This is a genomic window from Dysgonomonas termitidis (genome assembly GCF_054657735.1).
Window position 1 is genome coordinate 3627171 of sequence record NZ_BAAHYD010000002.1, and the last position, 24167, is coordinate 3651337.

Here is a 24167-nt window from a genome sequence, read left to right on the forward strand (position 1 = left end):
GTAATTTATTTTTATTTACGTTTTCTACCGAAACCGAAAACATCCGCTCTTTCGTCCTTAATACCATTCAATTTATTTTTTATCAGTTGCGCGGCTATCATACTAAATGTAATTCCGTTCCCGCCATAGCCCAACGCATAGACCATTCTGTCCGCTCCGGGCCATGTACCTATATACGGTAAGCCATCATAGGTAGAACTAAATGTACCGCACCAGGCCATATCTGTTTTGAAAGGAATCTCAGGAAACAATTTGTTGAATTTCTTTTCCAGGATAGACACTTTCTTTCTTAACAAACTGTCTCTTTTTACCGGATCTTTGAAATCTTCGTCTTCCCCTCCTATAATAATACGGTTCTTGTTATCAGTACGTATGTAAATATATGGTTCCCGGGTTTCCCATATCAGGCTCTTTTTATGCCATATATATTTCTCATCCACAGGCTCCGAAACCAATGCATAAGTAGATGTAAGTTTCATTACCGGCTTTGGAAGGAACTTGCCTGCTTCAAATCCGGCTGCAATGATCACATACATAGAATTTATCTTATATCCATTGATCGTCTGTAGTTCATAACCGACAGATTTTTCCCTAAATTTGGTAACTTCAGTGTTTGTAAAAACTTTTAAGCCACTTCTATGAATATGAAAATCAATCAAATGGGTAGCCGCCTTATAAGCATCGATTTGTGCCGACTCATTGTTCTCAAGTGCACAGGATGCCTGAAAGCCATATTTATCAGTCAATGCTTTTTTGTTTAAAAAGGTTACAGGCAGTTTGTATCTTTTCCTTATTTCATATTCTTTTTCTATAAGTTTTACCCCCTTCTTGTCACTCGCGAAAAAGACGCTGGGTACCCTTTCAAAATCCGGATCAAATCCAATACCTTTAAAAACATTTTCTATATCCGTTATCGATTGAAGGCAGGATTGGTAAGCCAGTACAGCTAAATCTTCATCGATCATTTCCACCATATCACACAAGGGCGTATCTATTTCATACTGCAGCAGGGCCGTGCTGGCGGTGGAACTGCCGGTGGTAATACTTCGCTTATCCACTATGGCGCATTTAATTCCCGCACTGCATAATTCATGAGCAACTAAAGCGCCGGTAATCCCGGCGCCTATAATTATAACATCTATATTAAAGTCCGATACTAAAGGATTAAAATAGTTGTAAAGTGGATTTTTGGCTATCCAATACGGTAAGCCCGAATATAAGTCCATAAATATATATTTTGATATAATGTTATTCTATGGGATTATTTATATTTAGCCTTATCATTTTTTCTCAACAGAATGAGTTTCCTCACTGTCAAGAGCCTTATAAGACAGAAAGTCCATTAAAAAAAGCCACAAACTATGATCCTGTTTTTTTAAACAGTGATATTATCCAAAGTAAAACCACCGCCCCTATTACAGACATTAAAAGTACCCCGAGGATACCACCGGTAGTTATTCCAAGTAAAGTATACAGCCATCCGCCTAAGAAACTACCGGCTAATCCGACTATAAGGTTTACTATTAAACCAAAACCGCGACCTTTCATTATCCATCCGGCTATTGCTCCGGCAGCGATACCAATAATGATAGTCCAAAGAATTCCTAATCCTTCCATAATATTTCAATTTTTAAATTAGACATACATTCTGTTACTTCTTTCCTTTCTTATTCGCTTTCGGTTTAGAAGCAAAGTCTTCCAGTTCCTTTTCGGTCATACTATCTGCGACTTTTTTCACTTCATCACTTACATTCTTGGTTTCTCCCCTTTTATAGGCAAGGGCAGCCCCCATTAATCGTCTTTGCTTTTCACTTTTTGCAGGCATAAAATATTCTTTTAAATTAAACATTCTATGTATTAAGAACAGTCGGAAAAAACTTATTGTTCTTAGTGATAGTATCAATTCTATTTTTTTAAATTTCCGCCATTGCTGATTTCGCCTTTGATTATTAGGGTAGAAATATAAATTAGTACCGTTCTTTTCAATCTCAGTAATTTTATTTTTGCTGGAATTGCCCCCTTTAGATCGTTAATAAATTTTCAGTTAATACATAGAATAGTTTTCTTTTTAGTTTGTGCAATTTGTAACAAAAAATCATACAATTACCCTATGGCTTCTCTCGTCTCTTACTTAAAATATTCAGCATCGGCACTATGAAAATGAATAACAAAGGCAACAAGAGGAATGTGTTCTTATCTTCACCGCCAAAAGTAAATACATTTTCATTTGACATGGCCTCAACCATACATACAAATAGCAGATAGATCTCTAAAATCAGCATAATTACTAATGAAAAAAAATATGTTATATTATTATTCAGAAAATAAGAAAAATATGGATTGAATCTGTAAAAGAAGAAAACAGTAATGACCAGTAAGAGAATACCGATGAGTGCAAAAAAATAATTTTCCCAATCATTATACGGATAATCGGCATTTATAAGCGTACGAAGATTCTCCGGCGATACCCCCTCGTTTTTGTCTATTTGGGGAAACGGTTTGAGGGTAAACCGCGCTAAATAAAACTGGTTTTCAACTTTGGACCACCAAGATGCTTTTTCTGCATCGACCTTACTTACTGCTAATACCGAATCTCCCGGCCAGTAAACAGACTTGGTGTTTACAAGCAACGCACTATCTACCATTTGAGTAAGTCCCAGTATATAAGCATAATTATCTTTACCGTTGTCTCTATCGAATGTCACATATAATTTTAAGTCGCGGATAGATTTTACATTGCAACTATCGATAATAAGGCTCGCCGATTTTACAAATTGGGCCATTGCCCTTTTCTCTTTAAATGAGAAATCGGGAAAATAAAGATTTACTCCTTTTATATTGGTCAATCTTGTTTTATCTATGGATAAAAATAATTGTTCAAGACATGAAGAACGATAATACGGCGACCGGAGAAAATTATCGGTATTCACGTCTCCCCTGCACATCAGCATTACATCCATTTCCAATGAGTCCTGTAAAGAAAATAAAGGTTTCGATAAATTATTTATATCCATTTTCAAATAATTATCTATCACCTCAACAGAATAATTGCGGGCTATATACCTGTGCTTTATATAACTCGGATAGTACATCGGGAGAAGATAATTGAGATATATTCTTTCTTGTGACAACCTGCCGGCCGAATCTTTCTGCCCAACCGTTCCGAGTAAACGTTTCGAATATTCATCGAAAGACATACCGAAAATACGTGTAATATCGTTTAAGTGCGAAATGAACATAGTATCCTGAACGATAACTGTATCGTGCTGGATAATAACTTCCAACTTATAAAGATTGTCTTCATAGGCTACATATGAGGAATCCTGTCCCGATAAATGTACTTGTACCACAAAGAAGAACGTTATTGAGAAAAGTATAATATTCCTGCACATTTGATCCCGGTTGAAAGTTTCACTTATTATTAATCATCTTACCGTCTTTCGACTCTTCCTTAGCAATGGCCAGTTTCAGAATTTCATCAGTCAAAAGTGGCGGAGACATTCTGTATAACTTTATGGCACAATTTTGTATCACATTCACGATGCTACCTCCCGACAACTTATATTCGGCAGCTACATGCAACAATTCCTCATTGCCAAGCCATTCCTCCGGCATCATTTGTTTCCAGATCCGATACCGCAGGTTCTCGTCAGGCATAGGAAAATACAATATGGACTGGAATCGCCGGAAAAAAGCTTCATCTATATTCTCCTTCAGGTTAGTAGCAAGTATTACCATTCCCGGAAAATCCTCGACCCGCTGCAACAGGTAAGCAACCTCCTGATTAGCATGACGGTCGTTCGAAGTATTGGTATCGGTCCGCTTGCCGAAAAGCGCGTCGGCTTCATCGAAAAAGAGTATCCAGTTCTGATGTTCCGCCCTGTCGAATATATTGGCAAGGTTCTTTTCCGTTTCGCCTATATATTTGGATACGACCATCGATAAATCGATACGGTAGACATCCATGTCATGCTGCTTGCCTAATAATGAGGCTGTCAGCGTTTTCCCTGTACCCGGCGGGCCATAAAACAGGCACCGGTAACCCTGCTTGATTATTTTATCGAGCTGCCACCGCGAACGGATGGCCTGTTCGTTTTGCAGCCAAAACGATATATCATCCAAATCCTGTCGCAGATTGTATGGCAGCACCAAATCATCCCATTCCAAAGCTGTAATAACCCGTTTGGCCGGAAAGCCGGAACTGTAATCGGGGCGATATTTATTATCATGCAGGACTCTTGCCAGAAATTCGTCGGAGACTAACAGCCGTCCGCTCAGAAATGGTTCTCCCCTGCCCTGTCCTTCGATATGAAGGATATTCCTGGTATGAAACCAATGGTCTCTTTCGAACAGTCTGATAACATCCTGCCGCTTATCGGGATTATCCACTGACAATATAAAAGCGGCCGTTTCGCCTGTGGGCAGGAATCCCTGATGCGATGTACCTCTCCATCCGCCAAACTCGGTATATGGCCTGTCTAATTTCTTATTCTGTAAGAAAAGCGGATCGAGCGTTTGCGGACTGATATGCGGCATCAATGCGAGTAGTAAGACCGCCTGTTCATCGAATGTCATCTCCTGCCCGTCCATAAGGGAAGATAACCAATCGCTTTCGGGGAATGGTATATCCCGGATATGGGCGTAGTCGCTCTCCTGTCCTAAGAAGTAGGATAGGGAGGTGTGGAGGAGATTTTGATAATAAGGATGCATGTTCTTTTTTTAATTTGTAATTATTGGCAATTTTAGAATAAGCTTAAATCTTATCATTTATTTAATTTATAGTCCATTATACATTTAAACTCATATCAAAAGAGTCAGAATATTCAGTCTAGTTTTAAATCATTAATTATTAAATTGTAATATGGAATCATATTTTTAATAGGAATACTATCTCTTTGACCCAGACCTGCCAAGAATATTTCAATGACATATTTAATTTCAGATAAAGGTAATCCATATAATACTGATAAACAGGCATGCCTAATAGCTCGAATAACTAAATTCAGATAGCGTTCTTCATTATCAATAGTAAATTTAAAATCAACCAAATAAACGAGGTTAGCTCCAACTTCATAAAGTTCATGCTCACTAATAGCTTCATGTGCTTTTATTCTATCTGCGATACTTCGAATAAATCCGATCGACTGTCTTTCTCCTCCTCCTCCAATAGTCATTTCTTGACTTCTTAAATATGCTGTTCCAGGTCTTTTATTGGCTCTTTCAATATATTCCTGAATAAATTCTTCTAATAATTTATTTTTATCTTCACCATCCATTGTATCAAATCCCTCCCAATACTGTCCATATTTTTCTGAAATATAGGAGTAATCTATATCAGATAGAGTCAATTGAGATAGAACAATTAGATTATTTAAAGCTATCTTTCTTGGCATACCTATCACTTCTTGTTTAACCGATTCATTTATTAAGGTCTCCGCAACAGTATGATCACCTTGAGTTGACCCGGGAACATCTGTTGGAGCTCGACCTTCTAACCTTACTTCATCTATAATCCTATGAGAGTCCGACTGTACTGTTCTAACTCTAGCTATGATTTTCCTTTGAATATTATTCATATTAATAATATCCGATGTTTTAAGATTTCTATTACTTTTAACATTCTCATTAAATACTGCTTTTCCCCCCATCACATCCGCCTCCTTCTCCAGTCCCTCATTATCATTTACATTCACTCCCTGCAACTGTGTTGTCGGCTGAACCCGTCCCTGCTTTTGCTGCACCACATGCCAAGCCTCATGGGGTAAATGCTGTTCCTGTCCCGGTGCAATATGTATATCCGCACCCTGTGCATAAGCAAGTGCTTGCAGTTGCGCGGGCTTGGAGGAATTGTAATGCACCCGCACATCGTCCATACTATAACCCGAAAGGGATTCGATACCGCTTTTCAGATTGTCGGGCATACCTGTCAGATTTTCAGTTGAGGGCTGAGCAGTCTCAAACTTTCCTTGTAGCAACTCATCCTCGTCTATCTCTTTACGTTGAGCAATTTCAAACTTTCCTTGCAAAAGTTCGTCTTCATCTATCTCCTGCCGTTGCGCTATCTTGTCTTTATAAGCTTGCAGGATGTCATGCGCCGGAGCCTGCCGTGAAGCTTTCGGCTGCGCGGTATCTGATTTTGTTTCGGGTTGTCTGGAATATGTTTTCATATCAATCGGATTTTAATATTATCATTCTCTCAATTCATTGCCTATCTCCATTTTACTATAACGGGTTTCTTCATCCAGGGCATTCTTATCATTCTGAAATTCCACGGTATGCCGTCTATAAGCATATCGTATGCTTTTTCCTCCACGGTAAGACAATATGAATCTTCTTTTTCTTCAAGTCTGCCATTCCTTCTTAAAAAGGCTTCACGCAGAGTCATCAAAGATGAGTTTTTCAATTTCCCCCAATTTTGTAATACCCCGTTCAGCATGGATGTAACAGATTCTTTTTCCCAAGTGCTTAATTCCATCTTTTGAAGTACCGGATTGCTGATTCCCATGCCTGCAAATAGTTTATTCACCGGAAGTTCCAACTCACTAGCCTCTCCTTTTTCCCAAACAGCATAGTGCAGGAGGAACACAGCCTTTAACCGGGCATCTTCATTCCTAAAATCACCCTCCTCTGTTAATGACAGCATCGAGAAAAGGCGAGGTAAGTAAGGAGCCAGTATGACCACACCGGCATTGTTAACATCAATTAAGTCATTCTTTTCCATTATGTCGTTTTTATAATTAGTAAGTTCTGATTGTCCTGTCAGTAGATTATCCGTAGATGCCAGACTTTCTATTTTTCGTATAAACCGGGCTTGTTCGATTTCAGCTAATTTTCCGATTAAAAGATGGATAATATTAACAACAATCTCTTCTAAGTTCAAGGATACTTTCCTTTCTGATATGTCTATCAGATATCTGATTACACCTTTCCTATCTACAGAAATATTCAGTTCCGATTCCAGATAATGCAGCAAAGCCTGTATGGTATGCAAAGCCCTGCGGATGAATATAACAAAATCATATTGCCCGGCTAATTCGTTCAGCAGTTCTTTATATGTAATGTCACTACCAAAGTATAGTTCCAAGACCTTCCTGCTTTCAAGAAATTCGGCATCCTTCCTGTTTTTTATTCTTTTCTTATGATTGTCCGGGATATTCAGCTTATAATCAATCTTCAATTCGTTAAAGACCCTGACCAGATCATACGGGAGTGAAATATTTTCCAATATTTTTTCCTGATAAAAATAGTTAAGCAGATCTTGCACAGTAACATTATAATGCGCGGCAATCTTATTTAATGTCCTGTCTACAAAATATTTCTTATTGAAAACCTGATTACGGAAAGCAAGTAACACATCATAGATAAATTCCCATTTTATCTTACTGAACCCACTGCCCGCTCTGCCTTCCAATACATTGTTATTCCGCTGCTTGTCTAATATAACGGTATATGGTATAACGAAATGGCTTTCGGCAGGGATAATAAGAGAGACAAGATAATGATGCTGTTCTTCGGTAAGCATTTCCGCTATTTTCCGGCGGTTATTGAAATCCGATAATTGAGATATAAGATCTGTCACATCCATAACATTGGCCAGTTCCCTGTTCTTTATAATATCGCTTATCGACCGGATAACCGATCCTTTGGAAGAGAATATTTCATTCCCATTTTTCCCTGTCAGATATTCTGTCAATAAATCCTGAAAGATCGTATTAAGAGTACTATCGAAAGCCAACTCACCGATATATGAACATATATATTTCAATATATCTGATATTTCAACATTATAATGAGCTGCGACACGGCTTAATACATCCCTGACAAAATATTTCCGGTTAAATAACACTCCTCTGTTTTCGAGTAATACAGGGAAAATTATCTGCCATTTCAACAAGCGGAATTCACTCCCGGCTCTGCCTTGCAATGCCCCATGCTCATGTTGTCTGTCCAAAGATTGCGCATATGATATAACAAATCTGCTGTTACCGGGTACGACTACCGGAACCAGACCAAGAATCTGATCTTCTTTCATCTGTTGTAAAAACCGCCGGCAACTCTCCGGATTGACTAATGTTACCAACAATATATTCAGGGTATCTTCACTTAAAACATTCTCCCCGTTATTGTATAACTCCGATGATACCAATCGGTATAACCTGACTGTATCCGCTAGCAATTTTTCCAGATTCTTTTCCGAAAGCTCTTTCCTCAACTGATCCAGAATCAGGAATAATCCGGATGGCATCGATTGTTTTGTCTCCGATGTATCCAGCCCGGATACGATAACCGTAAGAAGATAGTCGTATGACAGGATAAAGCGGGCAGCTAACTGCACGATAGTAGATATTATAAAACTTTTCTTATTGAAATAAGAACTGCGGTTTGTCAGCAGATAAGCATAAACGACCAGCCATACGGCATTTCTATGACCCGATTCATGCAGAACGGGATTTTCCAATACACGGTATTTAACTTTAAGCAGGTTTATATAAGAACATATAAATACACTCTCACCGGGAGCTAATAACCTTACGCCTTGTTCCAGTCCCGGATCATTCAACTGATAGACCAAACGTTCCTGCAGACTCGTATAATGTCCATAGGTCTGCAAAAAGGCTTTCAATCGCTTACCCTCATTTTGCAAAACAGTAAGGAACAAATGATTTATATCTCTGTATTTATTTTCTATATTCCATGCTAATGAACCATGAAGAAGAAACTTGCATAATATATCGAAAAGATAGTCTTTTTCCGCCTGAGATGACACTTCCGTCTGGCGGGGATCACACAGCATCTGAATCAAAGCTTCTTCCATCCTTTCTTCCAGAATACGTGGAAAATATTCTTCGAACTTATCCTCCTCTATACTCCCCAAATCTATGTTGAGTTTATTTATATGAACTACAGTATCTTTTACATCATATTTTACTAACAGCCTATCGGCAATTTTCTCAAAATTAACAGCAAAAAATGTATCCCATCCGGCATATAGAGAACGGGCGAATGCTTCATTCTCCATTCGGAAATCAAATGCTATTGTGCCAATGGTGTTCATGTTTTTACTTTTTACTAAGAATACTCTTTATAGCCCCCGAGAACTGCAATATCTCCGGTTGGTTTCTATCGGCCATTGATTTTCTCCATCGATAATATACTTTCTCGAACTTATACATTTTACCGACTGCAAACCATACGAACTCAGCCTCTATATGTGCCGGAAGACGGGTCTTCAACAGCTCTTCATATCTCGTTTTTTTATAAATACCCTTTGTCCAGCGGGGAATAACGATAGTCAACTTATTATAATCGGAAGCGCCCGCCATACCATCATTTAACAGGATGTGTTCTATCAGATAGAAAGTCTGGCTTTTTACATTCAAATGTCTTATAAACTGACAAAAAAGATTCGCTGTTTTCTCCAGTGCTTCTTTTTCATAAAAACGACTGATAATAAACCAATCATTCTTTTTGGGTACCTTAAAAACCAACAGATAGCCTTTTTCATGCTGATGTATCAGTTTATAATTGTCTATATTAGCACCATATACCAGAAATGCTTCATAAAGCAGATTATGCCATAAGATACTTATCCGCATAGATAATTCTTTATAGTCTTCTTCTTTGTACTGTATATCTTGCTTGTGAACCTTTTCTGGCCTATTGTCCGAAGCTCCCTCAACAATATTCACACTCAACTTGTATTTATGTTTCGTAAAGAATATCCGGTCTTCGAGTAACTGCAGGCTATACCGTGCAAAATAGTTGGACAAAGGAATTTCTTTACCCGCCTTATATCCCAGCATTGCCGCGATAGTCTGCCTGAGGCCGGAAATACTACCGGACTCATCAAATATATTGAATGACCGGAAACGGTTTCTGTTCAGCCTGGGAAAGGCGGATATAATATCAGCGCGTTTCTCATTTTGAGATGACAGGTCCGGGTTATTAAATATCTTTCGGGTATCTTCTCCATAGACCGAATCCAGAGTATCAAAAAAACGGGATTTCTGAATGTGCCAAAACAGACTGGAATGTATATTACTCATTCCCCTGCGTCTCTCATCCACAATCTTTTCTATATCCCTGATATTGACCGGCAAAGTTTTTTTACCGGGTATCCTCTTCGATAAATCGAGTAATATCCTGATATCTTTAGCCTGATTCTCCGCATCGGCCAGCAGATAATCGAATATAAGAAGGTAAGCCTTAAGTTGGTAAACCTTTGCCTGATACTCCTCCGTTACCCCTCCTGACAAACCCCTCTCACTGATGCCGTAACATTCGGGAAAATGATTCTGTATGGAATAATAGCTTTGGGATATTTTCGGACAATAAGTACCCGGCTGATTTATTTTTAATGTTTTAGGATGGTTATCCGGCTCATCAGCCTCTAAATTTCCGATATGATCTACAATTGCTATTTCACCGAGATTCTCACATAGATTCCTGTTATTATGATAAAGTGTTTCCACATCTCTTCTTACTTGTCCTTCATCGGCACCCGCAAGCAATTGGACTTCTATATGATAAAGCATATTCTCATTCAGGGAGACTTTACATACTTCAACTTCTGAAATATTCCCGGTTATCAATCGCTCATAATCTGAAATTGTTACAATACTATCTCTGAAAATATATCCGGATGATAAAAATCCTTTTCTGTGATATGCCGCTTCTTTCCGCTCTTCTATATTTAAATAACTTTCGAAAGGAAATTGAAATTTATAATGTAATTCGTATAATGCGTAATTGAATATATCGGCAATAGTTACACCGGGGTCATGGACGTTGAAATCGGTCCAGACATTCCCGCTCAGGCGCTGAACCGAATCCAATGTCCGGCTTTGCAATACCTTGTAGTAATTAGCATTCTTATCGCGTCTTTCTATGAACATAATTTATATGTTTTCCATTAAAGGATTATCCCAGAGACTGCTTACCTGATAATAAATCTGGATATCGTCCCCATAATAGAATATACTTTTCACCTGTAGCTTGCTTTTCAATTCATTCCTTACCCATCTGATATTTAACTTATTACCGAATATACCATAATGAGACCTGATTTTCCTGATTTTCGGTTTATCTCCGAAACAATGAGTGGCCATTGCCACCAGTATGGCATGTTTGCCTGTATGCTTCCTCCCGCTGGCCGCAACAACTTCCAACGCGCATACACCTACCAGTTCTTCCGTAATGTCATGCCACTTACCATCGGCAGGGACATGTCCCTGAGCAAAAGTACCCTTCCTCCCCGGAATATTGACCATCCCATTCAGGCATATATCTTTTTCCTTGCAACCGATCTCTACCCCTCCATTTGTATTGAGAATGATAAGGGGCGCAGAAGAATCTTCTCCATAACGGCATATTTTTAACTCGCCCGATTTTCCAATAGACAATTCCCACTCGGGCTTAGGATCGCCGGATTCTCTGAATACAGACATGACGACCCTCTTTTCTCCAACTAAAGGGGACAGTTCGATTCCTGTTTCCGGACTTTTGGAGAATCCATCGTCTAGAATGTTCAGGGTAGAGTCTATAAGATTTTCAAAATCCCTTTCAGTAGGTTTCTGCCCGTTACTGAAACTCTTTTTGAGCGTCTGTCTGTTTCTTCTGGCCATATATTATCCTATACTCCGATTATAAATGTTTTATTTACCGACATCTCATTTATCCCAAAGTCCGGCAATATACCCGATCCTATTATATGATTATCTGCCGGAACGAATATCACATGGGGGTATTGGGGAACAACCATGTCATTATCCTTCCCATATTCGTATAAACTATAAGATTCATTTATATTTGCTATCCTTATTATTGACAAACTGTTTATACTCTTTACAAAATCCAGGGCTCCAATACTGTCATGCATTTTTTTCATATTGATTGAGTAACCGAATACCGGCAGTTTCTTTTTTGTCTGCCACGGAGCTATCATATCGTTTAAAACCCCACTCAACCTTGTCTGGGAAATAGCTTGTGAATAATCTTCGTAAAATGAAATATCACACCTCACCATCAGCTCTTCATAGACAGGATTTATTACATCAATACCTTTTACATATGCAGAAGTATGACGCAACATATACTCCTCAATCTTAAGCATAAAATATGACGGGGTCAACGGCATATATATTCTGTTATCATATTTTTCGATTTTTGGAATCACAACCAGTGTGACCACGCCTTTCCGGTTGTGTTTACAGTCAAAATCGGGGAGACACTTAACTTTAGCAATATCAGGAAAGGACTGTAACACAATCCGCTCGTAGTCTCTTGCCGTAACGGCCTTTCCACGATGGGTAACATATTCCGATATGCGGATTTGCATATCTGTCTCATTCTCTCCATCTCTGCCACTATAAAAAGAAGATATTTGCTGAAAGGATTTTATCCCCGGCAGTTTTATATCGGGAACCAACTCATACTCCTTATTTTCATAACCATCTATGTCCGACTTGTCAGCCAGATCTGCATCTAACTCCAGTTTGACTACATTAATATGTATTGTCTTAATTTCAGATATATTTTCTTCATATCTCTTTATACCGGCTCTCAACCACAACAGGTGATTTGCATCCAGCAAAGAATCATCTACCTTATCCGGCAATCGTATCTTTATATGCCCGGAAGCAAGCATATTTTGCGTGTGGTCTGACAATACCGTATTCGGAGAGACTTTGTGCCAGTTATATCCATTACCCCAATACCACACAATCCGGGGGATATTCTCCGTCGTACATTCTTTGCTGTCAGGCAAAAATTCAAAAAAGATTGTGAGTATCTCTCCTCCCTTTACATTCCTGAAGGATAACAATATATTCGCATCGGTGTCCAGTTTATAAACAAAGGGTACAGAACGGCTCTCTCCATCAGGCAATGCAGATATATACCCTAAAGGATAAAGCTGAAAAACATCCGTCTCATTGGTAGCCTTATGCTTTCTGAGATCGATCACATCCCGGGAATGATAATCCATCGTTATTTTCTCGATCAGTGGATTTACAGGTGGATTTACCGCTTCTTGCTTCTTCTTGCGAAAAGTATTTTTTATCATCTGTTCAGTGAACAAGTGCCTGTATTGCTTTTCACCAAAGCCAAACGATGGTTCATCCATTACAAAACGGATAAAACCCGACCTTGATTTTATGTCATAGTCATATTCCTCTTCTTCAGAGAAAGATACAGGCATTCGTTGAATGTCAATATCCGACAATATATTTTCCTGCGATAACTTAACATCAGGTAAAGGATTCCCAACTAAATCTTTCTTTACGCTCGAAAAAAGATAAAATGGCTTTGTCTCCGGAGTTCCAGACCATTTATAGTCGGCAAGATAATCGGCCTTCAACCTGAAAGAGCAGTTGTCGATTTTATCATTATAAGCTCTGTAATAGCCATATAACCCTTTCTCATCGTCCGGTAGCTGTTGCCAGTTTATATGTAAATTCACCGTCTGTACATCTTTCCTGCTCATCTCATAATTCCCCAATACAAACCATGCTCCCCGCTCCGTATTCACCCCAAACGGCATAAAAGGCTTCGAGTTATCTACACGCCCCAGTTCATTATAAATCAAAACGTTGCTTATGCCCTCTGCCGAAGTCTCTATTATAATCTTATCCAATAAAAAATTCTCCAGCCACGAGTAAGGATAAAGCCATGCGTCGAAATTGGGATATATCCTCAAAGCAGGATATTTTGATTGAAAATGATGAATTTCCTCCTCACATTCTTTTGTCGCAGGGAAATCTTCTGACAGGATAAATTTCAGGATCAGGTTACTGTCATCTTTCTTCACCGTATAATCTGCTATCTCCAGCCACCCGGCAGCGGTACTGACAGTCACATAAAATAAATTATTGAATAATTCAAATATTATTTTCTCTTTTGTCCAACCTTCGATATTTAGTCTCAGACTCTTAAGGATATCCTCCAGTTGTTTTATCCATCTTTCATCTTCGGGGCTAAATGTTACGGTCACGCATCTTTTACCCTCCCTGAGCAATAAGGAAGGGCCTGAAATTATTAAACCTAATGCTTTGGAATATATGGGATTTCTGTCATCCCCGAACATCATTTTCCGTGGCGACTTATCATTCAGCAAGTCTCTAATCTTTACTGAAGTTATGAAATTCAGGTGTGCTGCGGGTAAGATGTTCTTATTTCTTTCAAAGTACAACGAACAGGCATTGACAAGTTCGATATTTTGTACTTCCAGATCTTCTGTCAGGCGATAGGTGAACAATGCCTTATCATTACTCTTAAAACTAAAGACCGTTCCCTTTTTCAAAATCACGGGAATGGGACTATCCTTTAAAAAGGACAACCAGACTTTATCCGGTATGGTAGGTAAGGGCACAACGCCCAAAAATTCATTCAGATACCATTGGGCAAGATTATTCCATCTGTCATTAAACAGCCCGGTGGTTCCGTGTAGCTGTTCCAAAAAGGCATAAAGCAGGGCTTGTGACGGTTCCATATTACCATCGGCAAAGCTGTTATCTGAGCCGGCTAATAGCTTTATTTCATTCAATAATTCATCAAAATACCCGGCATGTATGTTCTGGGAATCATAGAATCTGATAAAGCGGGCTGTTTCCAGAACCTGGTTCAATAGAGATTTTTTGCTGTTATCGATAACAGCAAAAGGTTTTACCGAAGTTATCCTTCTTACCCTGTCTTCTCTGCTCAAACCGTCTTTTCTGCCCATATTGTACTATAAGTTAGTTCCTTCCCTTATGTAGAAAGGATAGACCATATTGCTCCGGCTATTTGTCTGGCTGACCAGATAATCGATACTTATCCACAATATGCCTTCACGTTCGTTTTTTATATTCACGTCCACAGATTCCAGTATTATTCTCGGTTCACCCTCCAGTATAGCCATCTCGATAGTATTGGCAATGCGGGTCTTTTCCGAAAGGTTCATCCTTGAAAATACCCATTGCCTGATATTGCATCCATATTCCGGCCTGAAAATACGTTCGCCCGGTATGGTTGACAGCAATACCTCTAAACTCTCCCTGATATCGCCGTCTCCATATGACATTGAGACGCCTTCCTTCTTATCGAAGGAAACAGGGAAAGACCATCCTATACCCAGATATGGTTTATCATCCATCGTTATCCGCCTATCATTACAGTAGGGCAACCCAGGACTATGCTACCGCCATGAGCGGTAGTATCACCCATACGGGCAGCGGGTTTTCCGCATATCATTACCGTTGCAGAGCCTTTTATTATAGAATCGGGCGGTCCCACACAGACACAATTATCACCCATCACCGCGGCGGGAAGCTTCACGATCAATACTGTCGGCGCACCGGGTCCGATAACAGGCCCTCCCACATGAGGAATAGGTACGGGCAAAGCCGGAGTTTGCATCGGACATGTGTGCATATCCGTTATTCTTGCTGCTGGAGGCATATCTTTTTCATTTTTATAGTTAATTAATCATTACCATAGCACCTTTTACCACAGTCTGCCCCGAAGCTGACAACTCAGCCTTAGCATTCCCTTTAGCTGTAAATTCCGTCTGAGCCTTCGCTTCTATTTTGAGTCCTTCGATTGTGGCATTTGATTTTGCTTTCAGGCTCAAATTGGCGCCTGCTTCTATATTAATATTCGTTTTGGCTTTCAGTTGTATTTCCTTCGCTGAGTCAATCAGGATTCCATCCGGCGTCAGTTCTATCTTATTCTTATTCTGGTCCGTCAGTTTTATCGCTTTGGCATCGTCATTGATTTCAATAATATTCTTTCCGGGTGTTTCTATCGTGATTATTTTCTTTTCCTCTTCGAATGAGATTTTCAGCTTCGACCGGGTAACGATTGCCTTCAGTTTATTATCGGCCTCTATTTTATACGGAGGAGCCTGTTTACTACTGTAAAGGCTACCTAACACAACAGGAAAACGCGGATCGTTATTAAGGAATCCCAGTATTACCTCATCGCCTTTCTCTGGTATAAAGAATGTCCCATACTGATTACTCGCCCAAACATTTGATAAACGTGCCCAGATAGTATTCTTTTCTCCATTCAATAATGGAAATTCCACCTGAATTTTATTTTCAGAGTCTGGGTCTCCATCCAGCTTCGTTACTTTACCTATATGCAAGCCGTTAATACCCGGCATCAATCCTGAAACCAGAGGCGATACGACATTATTCTCGTCTGTAATATTCACAGGAGAAATCCCGATGCCTGCGGTAGTAAACCAATTTCCGTTTTTTATTTCATGTTCGACAGAACCTACATAGACACTACCATTAAAACGATTTCCCAATCCGTCGATATCTATGATACATCCGGGGATAGCTTTTGCACTTCCCTGAAATTTAAAGTCTCCCTGTATACGAGCCAGTCCTGTTTTGAGCAGAAGCGCATCTGCCCACGATTGCAGTTCGCTTTCATCCGTGCAGCTTTCAGTCTGTAAGTTCCGGTCTCCCATTCCTACCGCTTCTGCAAGTTCTGCCGGCATACTATTTCCCTGCCCGTTCAGAGAAGGGTTTGTTCCGCTCACCTTTACCAGCTTCTGTGTGGTGCTGTCCCATGCCAGAGCTACCGCGCCGGACATCTGGGATGCTGTCTGTAAACGGCCGTTAAACTCTATAAGATCTGTGCCGTAAGTAACTTTCAACACGGCTGCCGCCTTTACATCCGGCTTTTTCACCGAAATATCTTTACCTTCCGTTATCACTACAAGGCCATTAGCATCTGCACGGGACAAGATAAAATCCCAATCGGAACAATAATACTGTATTATCCCGTTATGCTTTGCAGTCGTAGAATCTACACTTGCAGACAAAGCGGAATATTCTGCCAACATATTGGATATGACCTGATTATCTTTCGACTTCTCAAACAATCTGTTTTTCCGTCCAAGAGTAGCCGGAAAAGCAAAATCACGGCATTCTATTTCCAATGTGGCACATTCACCTCCAGGTATCACGATATTATGTGAGGTCACTATTCCCTCGAATATAACCTCTTCGGTACTCTGGTAGCCCGTTTCGATGCGAATAACGTTTCCCGGAGCAAATGTGTTGTCCTCGCTTTCGTCCATAGTTCCGGCTGCCAGATTTCCGGCTTCAAAAACTAATGTTGCTTTGCCTATCCTGTTCACTTCTTTCCGTACCCATATGGATATGAGCCCGAAACTGTCTTTGATCTTATTACCTTCACTGTATATGGTGAACGATATTAATCCCTGACTATCCTTTATCGGTGATTCTGCCATTTCTGCCAAGTGGTGGGAATATCAACGATACCCCGGGTTCTACATTTCTGAAACTACTTAATCCGTTACATTTTGCCACATCGCTGCAAAAGGAAGGGTCATTATAAATTTTATTGCACCATCCGGCAATACTTTCTCCGGCCTTGAGTGTTATCACTCTGGTCAGATCCGGCGATTTCTTATTCTCTTTTTTATTTGAAATCTTCTTATTCAAATGGCTCGAAAAAGAAAGCGATATAGTTACCCTCAAGGGCATTCCTTCGGGAGAAAAAAGAGTATAATCGTAACTTAATGAAGTAACACGCCCTTCAAAACAGAATGCACCCCATATTAATATCACATATCTGGGTTCATGGCTTTCGGAATCGATAGTATATAATACCGTCTCCAGCTGATTGACCATAGCGGGTATTGTTTTCCGTGAGCCTGATGCTGTTTGCCCTGCAGTCTGTCCGGGATTGAACAAGGCACCGGTATCATCAAGTACAATTTTAAACGAAAGTTTATCTTCCTTATGTCCTTTATACTTAATCTCACTGCTACCCGAACCTATGACACTATCCTCTTCATAAGCGATTTCTTTCGACCATGAAATAGAGGCCGGATTAATCTGAGCAGTAAATTCTTTATAACTACCTTTATAATCAGACTTTTCATAGCCTGTCATAACCATTTTTTCGAGTTCGGCCATTAGCGTTCACTGTTACGTTTTATCTCCCGTTTAACGATATCTTTTACGTCTCTCAATATTTCCCGTTTCAGCTGGTAAATATCCTTCGGACTCACGCCTTTATCCGTATTCGGACTACGTTCGATAGTCGTTCTCACATTTATTTCTTTTATTACAATAGCCATAGTATCTATTTATCAAGCCGCTTAAGAGTGGAATATACAAATTCCAGCGATTCAATCAAAACTGAATTTTTTTCCGCATCGAGGGTATCGACTTCCCATTTTACCGGGATTGCATTTGCACATTCCCATTTGTAAACAGGGATAGCCTTATCTTTTATCTCAATCACCCTGCCATCTTTCTTAACCTCCTCTCTCTCAACCGACAACAAACTGATATGAATAGTTCTGGTCAATGGAAGAGTCCGGCCTGTAATATCAAAAAAGGAACCTTCGTTCATAATTTTACCTATCCATTCTATCGCCGTATTGTTTGAAACCGGCATAAGAGCCCTTTTCAAAACAAGGTTTCCGTGCTTGATCTGTTTTGGAAGGCGGTGCTCATATTCATTTACCCCGCCTTCCTGTATGGTTTCCAGTTCCATTTCCGTTGATAATCCTGATACTTCCTTAAATGCGATTTCATCGTCGCCGATTGTAACCTGAAAATAAAAAGATGTCGGAATGGTCCAATTTACATCAATTGCATTAGCCATTTGCTATTTCAAGCCCTTCATGAGCGATTTCCAAAGTTTCCACTGCTACTTCATTACCGTCAGACTTCATATCAGTCCCGGTGATCTTAGTCGGCCATGCGTTTTTTAGAGTCCAGACCATTGTTGGATTACCTCCTTCATCCAATAGTTTTATTGTCACAGGTTGACGCTCTATCGTGTTCATCTTTATTTTATTGAACCAAGCCCAAAACTTATTGTCGCCCTTGAAAATCCCTTTCTTCAATGTCACATTTCCATATTTCTTGATGCCGGGCATCTTTATTGTAGAAAACTCCGGGCTATTCCCGTGACGGTATTCTATGATCTGTGCTTCCACATCCAGCCCCGAAACTTCCTGAAATGAGGCTTCCGGTAAATCGGCCACTTCCACTGCAAAGTAAAACTTGGGTAAAGGCCATACATTATCCTGTGCTTCTCCTGCCATAATATTCTGATTTTAATTATTATTACTTATTAACTTTTTTGCATTTGCTGCTGGAATGTAATTTCTATGAATTCCGCAGGGCGGGTAATAGCCACAAGGACGGTAATCCGCATAATGCCTTCCAATATGTCTTCTGGCGTCATTGTATCACCCAGACCGACATGTACGCTATACGCGTCATCGGGCACAGCTCCGGCCAATCCTCCACGCTTCCATATTCCATTCAGGAAATTGGATATCATACTTTTCACATTAATCCATGTGTTTGCTTCATTAGGGTCGAATACATACGCACGCGCCGCATTTTTAACGGACTCCTGTAGCATTATCATTGTACGGCGGACATTGATATACCTCCAGTCGAGGGAATTCCCATCCAGTGTCCTCGCACCCCAGACTTTAATACCTTCTCCGATGAAAGTACGAATAGCGTTTACGGACTTCCCGCTCAGAGGCACATTTAAATCTTCCTGCTCCTCGTGTGAGATATTGACAGTAGGGCTTATCGCGGTGGCTACACTTACATTCGCAGGAGCCTTCCATACGCCCTTAGTGTTATCGACCATCGTATAAACTCCGGCCATGGCAGCTGATACAGGAAGCAGATTCAATGAAATCCGCATTTCTTTCATAATTTCCCTGTATAGAAAACTCAGTTGCGACAATATTTTGTGTAAAGTACTGCGTTCCACATCGGTCAAACCTTCCTTCAGTCCATCTATATAATCTTTTACCTGCTTTTTCTTCTCTTCGTCAAGAGCCGAAGCTTCCAGTTCTTCCGTCAACAAGGCTTGTAAGTTCTCTATATCCAGATTTTCATAGTTCAACTCATTTTCCTGCACTATGGAAGTGTTCAGCCACGGATAATAAGCAGCGCCGAAATCAAGGAATTCACGTCCTATATTCTCCCTGAATTTTGCAACTACATCTCCGTCAGGGTCTTTCCTGTCCTTATATCCGTCATGTACATCCAGTACGGCAAAGCGGTTTCTCATCTCATATCCGCAATGTTTCAGTATTGCTGTCTGGAGCGCGTAGCAATCCTCTGCTTTCAAAACAATGGCTTCCGGTATAATCACCATCGTAGGCTCCTGTTCTTTAATCAACGGAGCTATACCCTGCTCCATTTTGTCTTCCTCTATACCGGAAGAATAATCACCAACCGAAACTATATAACAAGGGCCTCCACCATTTGCATAGAATAGCAGCATACTATAATAAAGTATATAGCTATCGGTTCTTTGCAGCAAGTAACTCTTTCCGTTAAAATTAATGGCTGAAGAACCGGCACCCTCAGCTAATTCAAACCTGGGTTTCGGAGCCTCTCCGAAGTAAGACCTGAACTCTGCCATGGATGTGATTCTCCAAGGCTTATTCAACAAAGATTTGTTACCATTGGCTGCTTTTTCCGTATAACCGATAAAAGCAGGTACAGCAGTTGCCACTTCCACTACAGAATTGGGGAATGCGTTTTTTTCAACGATATACACCCCTGGTGTTTTCATTGCACTCATAGGTTGAAATTTATTGGTTTATATATAAAAATATGTCGTCACGGTATCTTCCGGCTGCGTCATGGAGACTTCATCAGGACGAGGAAGCGGAATATTTCCACTTAACAGACGTTCACCGTTGCTCCTGATTTCATAGAGCCGGACAACATGTTCCTGTGTCTCCTTTATCTTATTTTTCTCAACGGTGGATACTCTGAAAGCCTTTCCCACACTGGGAAAACCGATCTCTTCCATATCTCCGAATGTTATCCGGTTACGTTTTTCTTCTATTCTAAGAATCACATTGTCATCGGCATATCGGGGAATAATTACAAACTCCCAATATTTGAATTTGGTTCTTAATCCTATATCTATTTCCTCTTTTACATTGTCAAACGGAATCAATACATTCATCCATTTCCCCACAGCGAGACTTTTCTCCAATATATAATCATCATTATCTTTTTTCTGTGGCAATTCGGTAATATAGTAAAATATATTGTCCTGAGGAATCATTTCAAAAGATAATATGCCGGCAGTTTCTAAGGCAAAATCCTTAGATTGTGTCAGCAGCACCCATTTGTTGTTCCCCGTCATCTTACAAATTATTCCATTTCGTTTGAAGAAGCTTATGGTTTCCCGCGATGGAGTCAATGCGACAGGACAATTCCCATTGTCATAATATTCATGAACCACACGGATCGAGAACCATATATCATATTTTTCAATACTATTCATGTGTTAACTTCTTTTTGACTTACAACGCGTTGTAATTGTTTTATTTCTTCCGAATCGATATCCAATACTCTCACCTTACATAATACAGAAGGGAAATAATTACTGCCATTGATACTCCACAAATTGGATAATTCGTTAAAAGACAAATTAACAGGCTCCATATTAAAAGTAATATTCGATTGTGGTATAGTGAATTTACTGTTAGTCTGTAAAAAAGCAAATAAGGCTGACAATAACTGCAATGATTCCTCATATTGTTTTTCTGAAAATACCGCTGCAAACATTATATAAAGATTCAACATCCACGATGGAGCCCCTTTCTGAGCATATGAGCCGGAAATAGAAGTTTTATTAAACTGGATTCCTCCCGCAGTCTCCCTTTCCACATTTACTAATGAAAGATGGATTTTATTATCCGGAGATGATCGGGATAAATTGAACAATGGCTGCAGACAAACGATATCCTCATCTACGTTGAAAGTTCTCCTTAGATAATCCGATGAAAAAAAAGATAAAGCTGATAATGTTCTGGCTATCATAAACCGGCATGATTTTTATTTTACACCCTGATATAATAGAAATATGCGTTTCTCTGATCAAAAGTCAAATATAGACAGGTATAACGAAATTTTATTTCGTCATCTGATAAATTCTAACAGTTAAACATTCTTATTTTAGCGACAATCTCTTTAAGCGACTCATAGTCATCATCCAGAATATAATTTCGCATCAATACCAATAAATTTTGCATAAGAGAAACCTCTTTATTAGAAAAGCGATGCGGGAATAGTCGAAATTCGCCCTCTTCATAATAATATGCCTTCCTGCGGCGGCAATATTCTATTGGGGCAAAATATCCAAGAAATGGATCATCCCTCATCGCCTCAATATCCATTTGAATAGTACGTTGAGTAATATTACACTTTAATTTTCGCCGGCAAATCTCGACAATATACGCAGTTTTAACATACTCATGTTTATGAAGCAGGCTATCAATCATACAATAACGGGCCAAAGCAAATTTGTTCTGAGGCATATCTCTATCATTTTAAAGTTAATCCGATTCCCTTAATTCTAATAAAAGAATATGCGCTATAAAAATAGCGATATATAAATGATAACACTTTTTAAGATATTATATCCGAATGAATCCAGATAAAAAATTTAAGAATAGCTTATAAGGCTGGTAATATTTTATTGATCCCCACTGAATCTCTTTCAAATTCCGGCCGGTCATTACCCTATGATTCAAGCTTATACCTTTACATTTTGCATGGGAATAATTTACAATGTCTTACTTCAATCACGGCGTAATCTTTGAGGTTTACTGACAGAAAATATGAGGAAATAAAATTGTTATTCAATAAGGAATACGACTAACGCCTCCGGCCTGAAACATCTATGCATCCTCTTGAGATATATAAACACTCCTTATCTCTGAGGCAGAGGTATATGTATTCTCCAGGTATATACACAATAAAAAAGATAAAAGCGGATGTGTATTTTTAACTGATAGCTCTTTGAATTGAAAATCGGCGGAGCCAAAGATTAATTAGTAAATTCGTGTATTAGCAGATTAGCAAATGGGCGAAAAGGTGTAACTTTTTCGAACGTTACGAGTTGTTGACTGTTAACTGAAGGTGTTACCTTTTGAAGAAAAGTTACAAGCAGAGAGATACAATGTATCCTGCGACAAAAGTTTCATTATTTTTTCTTCGTTTTTGTAACTGCATAGTACCAATCCAGATATGTATATTCTTGATTGAGCCGTGTAAATTCCTCCTGCATAATGTAAGTTGTCAGCCCAGAATGTTTATTAATTGTAAAACCATTATATCCCGGCATGAACGCCTTAGTCGCAAGTTTATGAGCTACCACATTGTTTATCAGGATATGTAAGCCCTCTCTCTTGTCTTCCGGCATCAACCGGCTGAAATAATCTTCGAAATCGAAAAATAAGTGATAAGAATATCTGTCGAAATGCTGAATATCCGATACGGGAACTTCCTTGCTAAAATCACAATTCTGCCTGATATACCCGGCTAGGGCATCTAAAGAGTCGGTTTTTATCAGTGAGAAAGAAGCAGAATTCATATCTCCTGTTTGCTGGTTAAAATAATTAAAGGCAGCATCTATAAACTGTTCATTATCGCTATGTACTAATTTACTTACTTCATGAGGGAAGATATATGTAAATCCCGGGGAAAGTATCTCTGCCGATGATGCAACAATATAGTTCGCTTTATCTTTGAGCTGATATGCCACTTCTATACCCGCCATGAAACAGGCCTCGAAGATTATCGTATGAAATGCCTTATCAGGAATAGCTTCTGCAAAATCCGGAAGTTCCATCTCATCATCTCCATCAGCCAGTATGGTCTTTACCTTGCCTGCGGATTTGGGAGATGATAAAGTTCCGGCCGGAAGCCAGCCGGAAGCGTGAGAAAAGACTAACAGATTGAAAGATGCCTGAGGATACAATGCTTTCGTATCGGTAATTACACGGCGAAAAACATTCTTGCCCGCTGAATTTTCTTCTTCATATTGCCGGAGTGTGCCGAACGAGCCTTTCCCGTCAATCTCCAGCAAACGGGGAGGCTTATCCCGGGAATCCAGATAAACAAGAATCTTTGATTTCGGGTCTGATTGCCATCCGCGGGATAGAGCATCTAATTTGAGGCTGGCTTCATCCGACAGGTTGTTATCTCCTCCCAGATATACGAGCAGTACATGGCCGATTTCTGTATATTTGCTATCTTCAGATGTACATGAATATCCTGACCAGAAGATAAATAATAAGGCATACAGAAGTATTGTCTTCCTTTTCTTTACCATACTCTTATCACTTTATCAGCATT

Annotated in this window: 22 protein-coding genes; all 22 read right to left on the bottom strand. The window is 39.5% G+C overall.

Annotated elements, in window-relative coordinates; translation table 11 throughout:
- Positions 1-11: 11 nt before the first annotated feature.
- A complete protein-coding gene (locus tag ACYQ3L_RS19325) occupies positions 12-1226 on the bottom strand; it encodes an NAD(P)/FAD-dependent oxidoreductase (protein ID WP_379995497.1) in 1215 nt (404 codons plus the stop codon).
- 133 nt (positions 1227-1359) lie between these two features.
- Positions 1360-1617, bottom strand: coding sequence for a GlsB/YeaQ/YmgE family stress response membrane protein (locus ACYQ3L_RS19330; protein ID WP_379995495.1), 258 nt, complete (start codon positions 1615-1617; stop codon positions 1360-1362).
- Between the two features lie 34 nt (positions 1618-1651).
- Entirely contained in the window at positions 1652-1825 is a 174-nt protein-coding gene (locus tag ACYQ3L_RS19335; protein ID WP_379995493.1) for a DUF3008 family protein, read from the bottom strand.
- Positions 1826-2108: 283 nt separating this feature from the next.
- The gene (locus ACYQ3L_RS19340) at positions 2109-3350 is read right to left on the bottom strand and encodes a hypothetical protein (RefSeq protein ID WP_379995491.1); all 1242 of its coding nucleotides are present in this window, start codon (positions 3348-3350) and stop codon (positions 2109-2111) included.
- 61 nt (positions 3351-3411) lie between these two features.
- Entirely contained in the window at positions 3412-4710 is a 1299-nt protein-coding gene (locus tag ACYQ3L_RS19345; RefSeq protein ID WP_379995489.1) for an ATP-binding protein, read from the bottom strand.
- A 113-nt stretch (positions 4711-4823) separates the two neighbouring features.
- Entirely contained in the window at positions 4824-6167 is a 1344-nt protein-coding gene (locus tag ACYQ3L_RS19350) for an eCIS core domain-containing protein (protein ID WP_379995487.1), read from the bottom strand.
- Between the two features lie 41 nt (positions 6168-6208).
- Positions 6209-9055 (bottom strand): contractile injection system tape measure protein, encoded by a 2847-nt coding sequence (locus tag ACYQ3L_RS19355; RefSeq protein ID WP_379995485.1) that lies wholly within the window; start codon positions 9053-9055, stop codon positions 6209-6211.
- Positions 9056-9059: 4 nt separating this feature from the next.
- Positions 9060-10895, bottom strand: a complete 1836-nt coding sequence (locus tag ACYQ3L_RS19360) for a hypothetical protein (RefSeq protein WP_379995483.1) — start codon at positions 10893-10895, stop codon at positions 9060-9062.
- Positions 10896-10898: 3 nt separating this feature from the next.
- Entirely contained in the window at positions 10899-11624 is a 726-nt protein-coding gene (locus ACYQ3L_RS19365) for a hypothetical protein (protein ID WP_379995481.1), read from the bottom strand.
- An 8-nt stretch (positions 11625-11632) separates the two neighbouring features.
- Entirely contained in the window at positions 11633-14719 is a 3087-nt protein-coding gene (locus ACYQ3L_RS19370; protein WP_379995479.1) for a hypothetical protein, read from the bottom strand.
- 6 nt (positions 14720-14725) lie between these two features.
- Entirely contained in the window at positions 14726-15130 is a 405-nt protein-coding gene (locus ACYQ3L_RS19375) for a GPW/gp25 family protein (protein WP_379995477.1), read from the bottom strand.
- 2 nt (positions 15131-15132) lie between these two features.
- Positions 15133-15435 carry a PAAR domain-containing protein gene (locus ACYQ3L_RS19380; RefSeq protein ID WP_379995475.1) on the bottom strand — a complete coding sequence of 101 codons (303 nt, stop codon included), beginning with the start codon at positions 15433-15435 and terminating at the stop codon, positions 15133-15135.
- Positions 15436-15454: 19 nt separating this feature from the next.
- Positions 15455-17245: a type VI secretion system tip protein VgrG gene (gene vgrG, locus ACYQ3L_RS19385; RefSeq protein ID WP_379995473.1), complete on the bottom strand. Its 1791-nt coding sequence runs from the start codon at positions 17243-17245 to the stop codon at positions 15455-15457.
- A complete protein-coding gene (locus tag ACYQ3L_RS19390; protein ID WP_379995471.1) occupies positions 17220-17936 on the bottom strand; it encodes a CIS tube protein in 717 nt (238 codons plus the stop codon). The genes vgrG and ACYQ3L_RS19390 overlap by 26 nt, the downstream gene beginning before the upstream one ends.
- Entirely contained in the window at positions 17936-18100 is a 165-nt protein-coding gene (locus ACYQ3L_RS19395; RefSeq protein ID WP_379995469.1) for a DUF5908 family protein, read from the bottom strand. The genes ACYQ3L_RS19390 and ACYQ3L_RS19395 overlap by 1 nt, the downstream gene beginning before the upstream one ends.
- Positions 18101-18105: 5 nt before the next feature.
- Positions 18106-18633, bottom strand: coding sequence for a phage tail protein (locus ACYQ3L_RS19400; protein WP_379995467.1), 528 nt, complete (start codon positions 18631-18633; stop codon positions 18106-18108).
- Complete coding sequence (locus tag ACYQ3L_RS19405) at positions 18626-19078, bottom strand: phage tail protein (protein ID WP_379995465.1); 453 nt, start codon at positions 19076-19078, stop codon at positions 18626-18628. The genes ACYQ3L_RS19400 and ACYQ3L_RS19405 overlap by 8 nt, the downstream gene beginning before the upstream one ends.
- Before the next feature lie 29 nt (positions 19079-19107).
- A complete protein-coding gene (locus ACYQ3L_RS19410) occupies positions 19108-20592 on the bottom strand; it encodes a phage tail sheath family protein (RefSeq protein WP_379995463.1) in 1485 nt (494 codons plus the stop codon).
- Between the two features lie 18 nt (positions 20593-20610).
- Positions 20611-21309 (bottom strand): hypothetical protein, encoded by a 699-nt coding sequence (locus ACYQ3L_RS19415; protein ID WP_379995461.1) that lies wholly within the window; start codon positions 21307-21309, stop codon positions 20611-20613.
- Entirely contained in the window at positions 21306-21848 is a 543-nt protein-coding gene (locus ACYQ3L_RS19420) for a Pvc16 family protein (RefSeq protein ID WP_379995459.1), read from the bottom strand. Before ACYQ3L_RS19420 ends, ACYQ3L_RS19415 begins: the two co-directional genes overlap by 4 nt.
- A 113-nt stretch (positions 21849-21961) precedes the next feature.
- On the bottom strand, positions 21962-22345 hold the full coding sequence (locus ACYQ3L_RS19425) for a hypothetical protein (RefSeq protein WP_379995457.1): 384 nt from the start codon (positions 22343-22345) through the stop codon (positions 21962-21964).
- 668 nt (positions 22346-23013) lie between these two features.
- Complete coding sequence (locus ACYQ3L_RS19430; RefSeq protein WP_379995455.1) at positions 23014-24144, bottom strand: clostripain-related cysteine peptidase; 1131 nt, start codon at positions 24142-24144, stop codon at positions 23014-23016.
- Positions 24145-24167 lie beyond the last annotated feature (23 nt).

What these genes read in the sequence shown, in the direction of transcription:
- ACYQ3L_RS19325 (WP_379995497.1), bottom strand. Translation starts at nt 1,226, where the DNA reads ATGGACTTATATTCGGGCTTACCGTATTGGATAGCCAAAAATCCACTT.
- ACYQ3L_RS19330 (WP_379995495.1), bottom strand. Translation starts at nt 1,617, where the DNA reads ATGGAAGGATTAGGAATTCTTTGGACTATCATTATTGGTATCGCTGCC.
- ACYQ3L_RS19335 (WP_379995493.1), bottom strand. Translation starts at nt 1,825, where the DNA reads ATGCCTGCAAAAAGTGAAAAGCAAAGACGATTAATGGGGGCTGCCCTT.
- ACYQ3L_RS19345 (WP_379995489.1), bottom strand. Translation starts at nt 4,710, where the DNA reads ATGCATCCTTATTATCAAAATCTCCTCCACACCTCCCTATCCTACTTC.
- ACYQ3L_RS19350 (WP_379995487.1), bottom strand. Translation starts at nt 6,167, where the DNA reads ATGAAAACATATTCCAGACAACCCGAAACAAAATCAGATACCGCGCAG.
- ACYQ3L_RS19355 (WP_379995485.1), bottom strand. Translation starts at nt 9,055, where the DNA reads ATGAACACCATTGGCACAATAGCATTTGATTTCCGAATGGAGAATGAA.
- ACYQ3L_RS19360 (WP_379995483.1), bottom strand. Translation starts at nt 10,895, where the DNA reads ATGTTCATAGAAAGACGCGATAAGAATGCTAATTACTACAAGGTATTG.
- ACYQ3L_RS19365 (WP_379995481.1), bottom strand. Translation starts at nt 11,624, where the DNA reads ATGGCCAGAAGAAACAGACAGACGCTCAAAAAGAGTTTCAGTAACGGG.
- ACYQ3L_RS19370 (WP_379995479.1), bottom strand. Translation starts at nt 14,719, where the DNA reads ATGGGCAGAAAAGACGGTTTGAGCAGAGAAGACAGGGTAAGAAGGATA.
- ACYQ3L_RS19375 (WP_379995477.1), bottom strand. Translation starts at nt 15,130, where the DNA reads ATGGATGATAAACCATATCTGGGTATAGGATGGTCTTTCCCTGTTTCC.
- ACYQ3L_RS19380 (WP_379995475.1), bottom strand. Translation starts at nt 15,435, where the DNA reads ATGCCTCCAGCAGCAAGAATAACGGATATGCACACATGTCCGATGCAA.
- vgrG (WP_379995473.1), bottom strand. Translation starts at nt 17,245, where the DNA reads ATGGCAGAATCACCGATAAAGGATAGTCAGGGATTAATATCGTTCACC.
- ACYQ3L_RS19390 (WP_379995471.1), bottom strand. Translation starts at nt 17,936, where the DNA reads ATGGCCGAACTCGAAAAAATGGTTATGACAGGCTATGAAAAGTCTGAT.
- ACYQ3L_RS19395 (WP_379995469.1), bottom strand. Translation starts at nt 18,100, where the DNA reads ATGGCTATTGTAATAAAAGAAATAAATGTGAGAACGACTATCGAACGT.
- ACYQ3L_RS19400 (WP_379995467.1), bottom strand. Translation starts at nt 18,633, where the DNA reads ATGGCTAATGCAATTGATGTAAATTGGACCATTCCGACATCTTTTTAT.
- ACYQ3L_RS19405 (WP_379995465.1), bottom strand. Translation starts at nt 19,078, where the DNA reads ATGGCAGGAGAAGCACAGGATAATGTATGGCCTTTACCCAAGTTTTAC.
- ACYQ3L_RS19410 (WP_379995463.1), bottom strand. Translation starts at nt 20,592, where the DNA reads ATGAGTGCAATGAAAACACCAGGGGTGTATATCGTTGAAAAAAACGCA.
- ACYQ3L_RS19415 (WP_379995461.1), bottom strand. Translation starts at nt 21,309, where the DNA reads ATGAATAGTATTGAAAAATATGATATATGGTTCTCGATCCGTGTGGTT.
- ACYQ3L_RS19420 (WP_379995459.1), bottom strand. Translation starts at nt 21,848, where the DNA reads ATGATAGCCAGAACATTATCAGCTTTATCTTTTTTTTCATCGGATTAT.
- ACYQ3L_RS19425 (WP_379995457.1), bottom strand. Translation starts at nt 22,345, where the DNA reads ATGCCTCAGAACAAATTTGCTTTGGCCCGTTATTGTATGATTGATAGC.
- ACYQ3L_RS19430 (WP_379995455.1), bottom strand. Translation starts at nt 24,144, where the DNA reads ATGGTAAAGAAAAGGAAGACAATACTTCTGTATGCCTTATTATTTATC.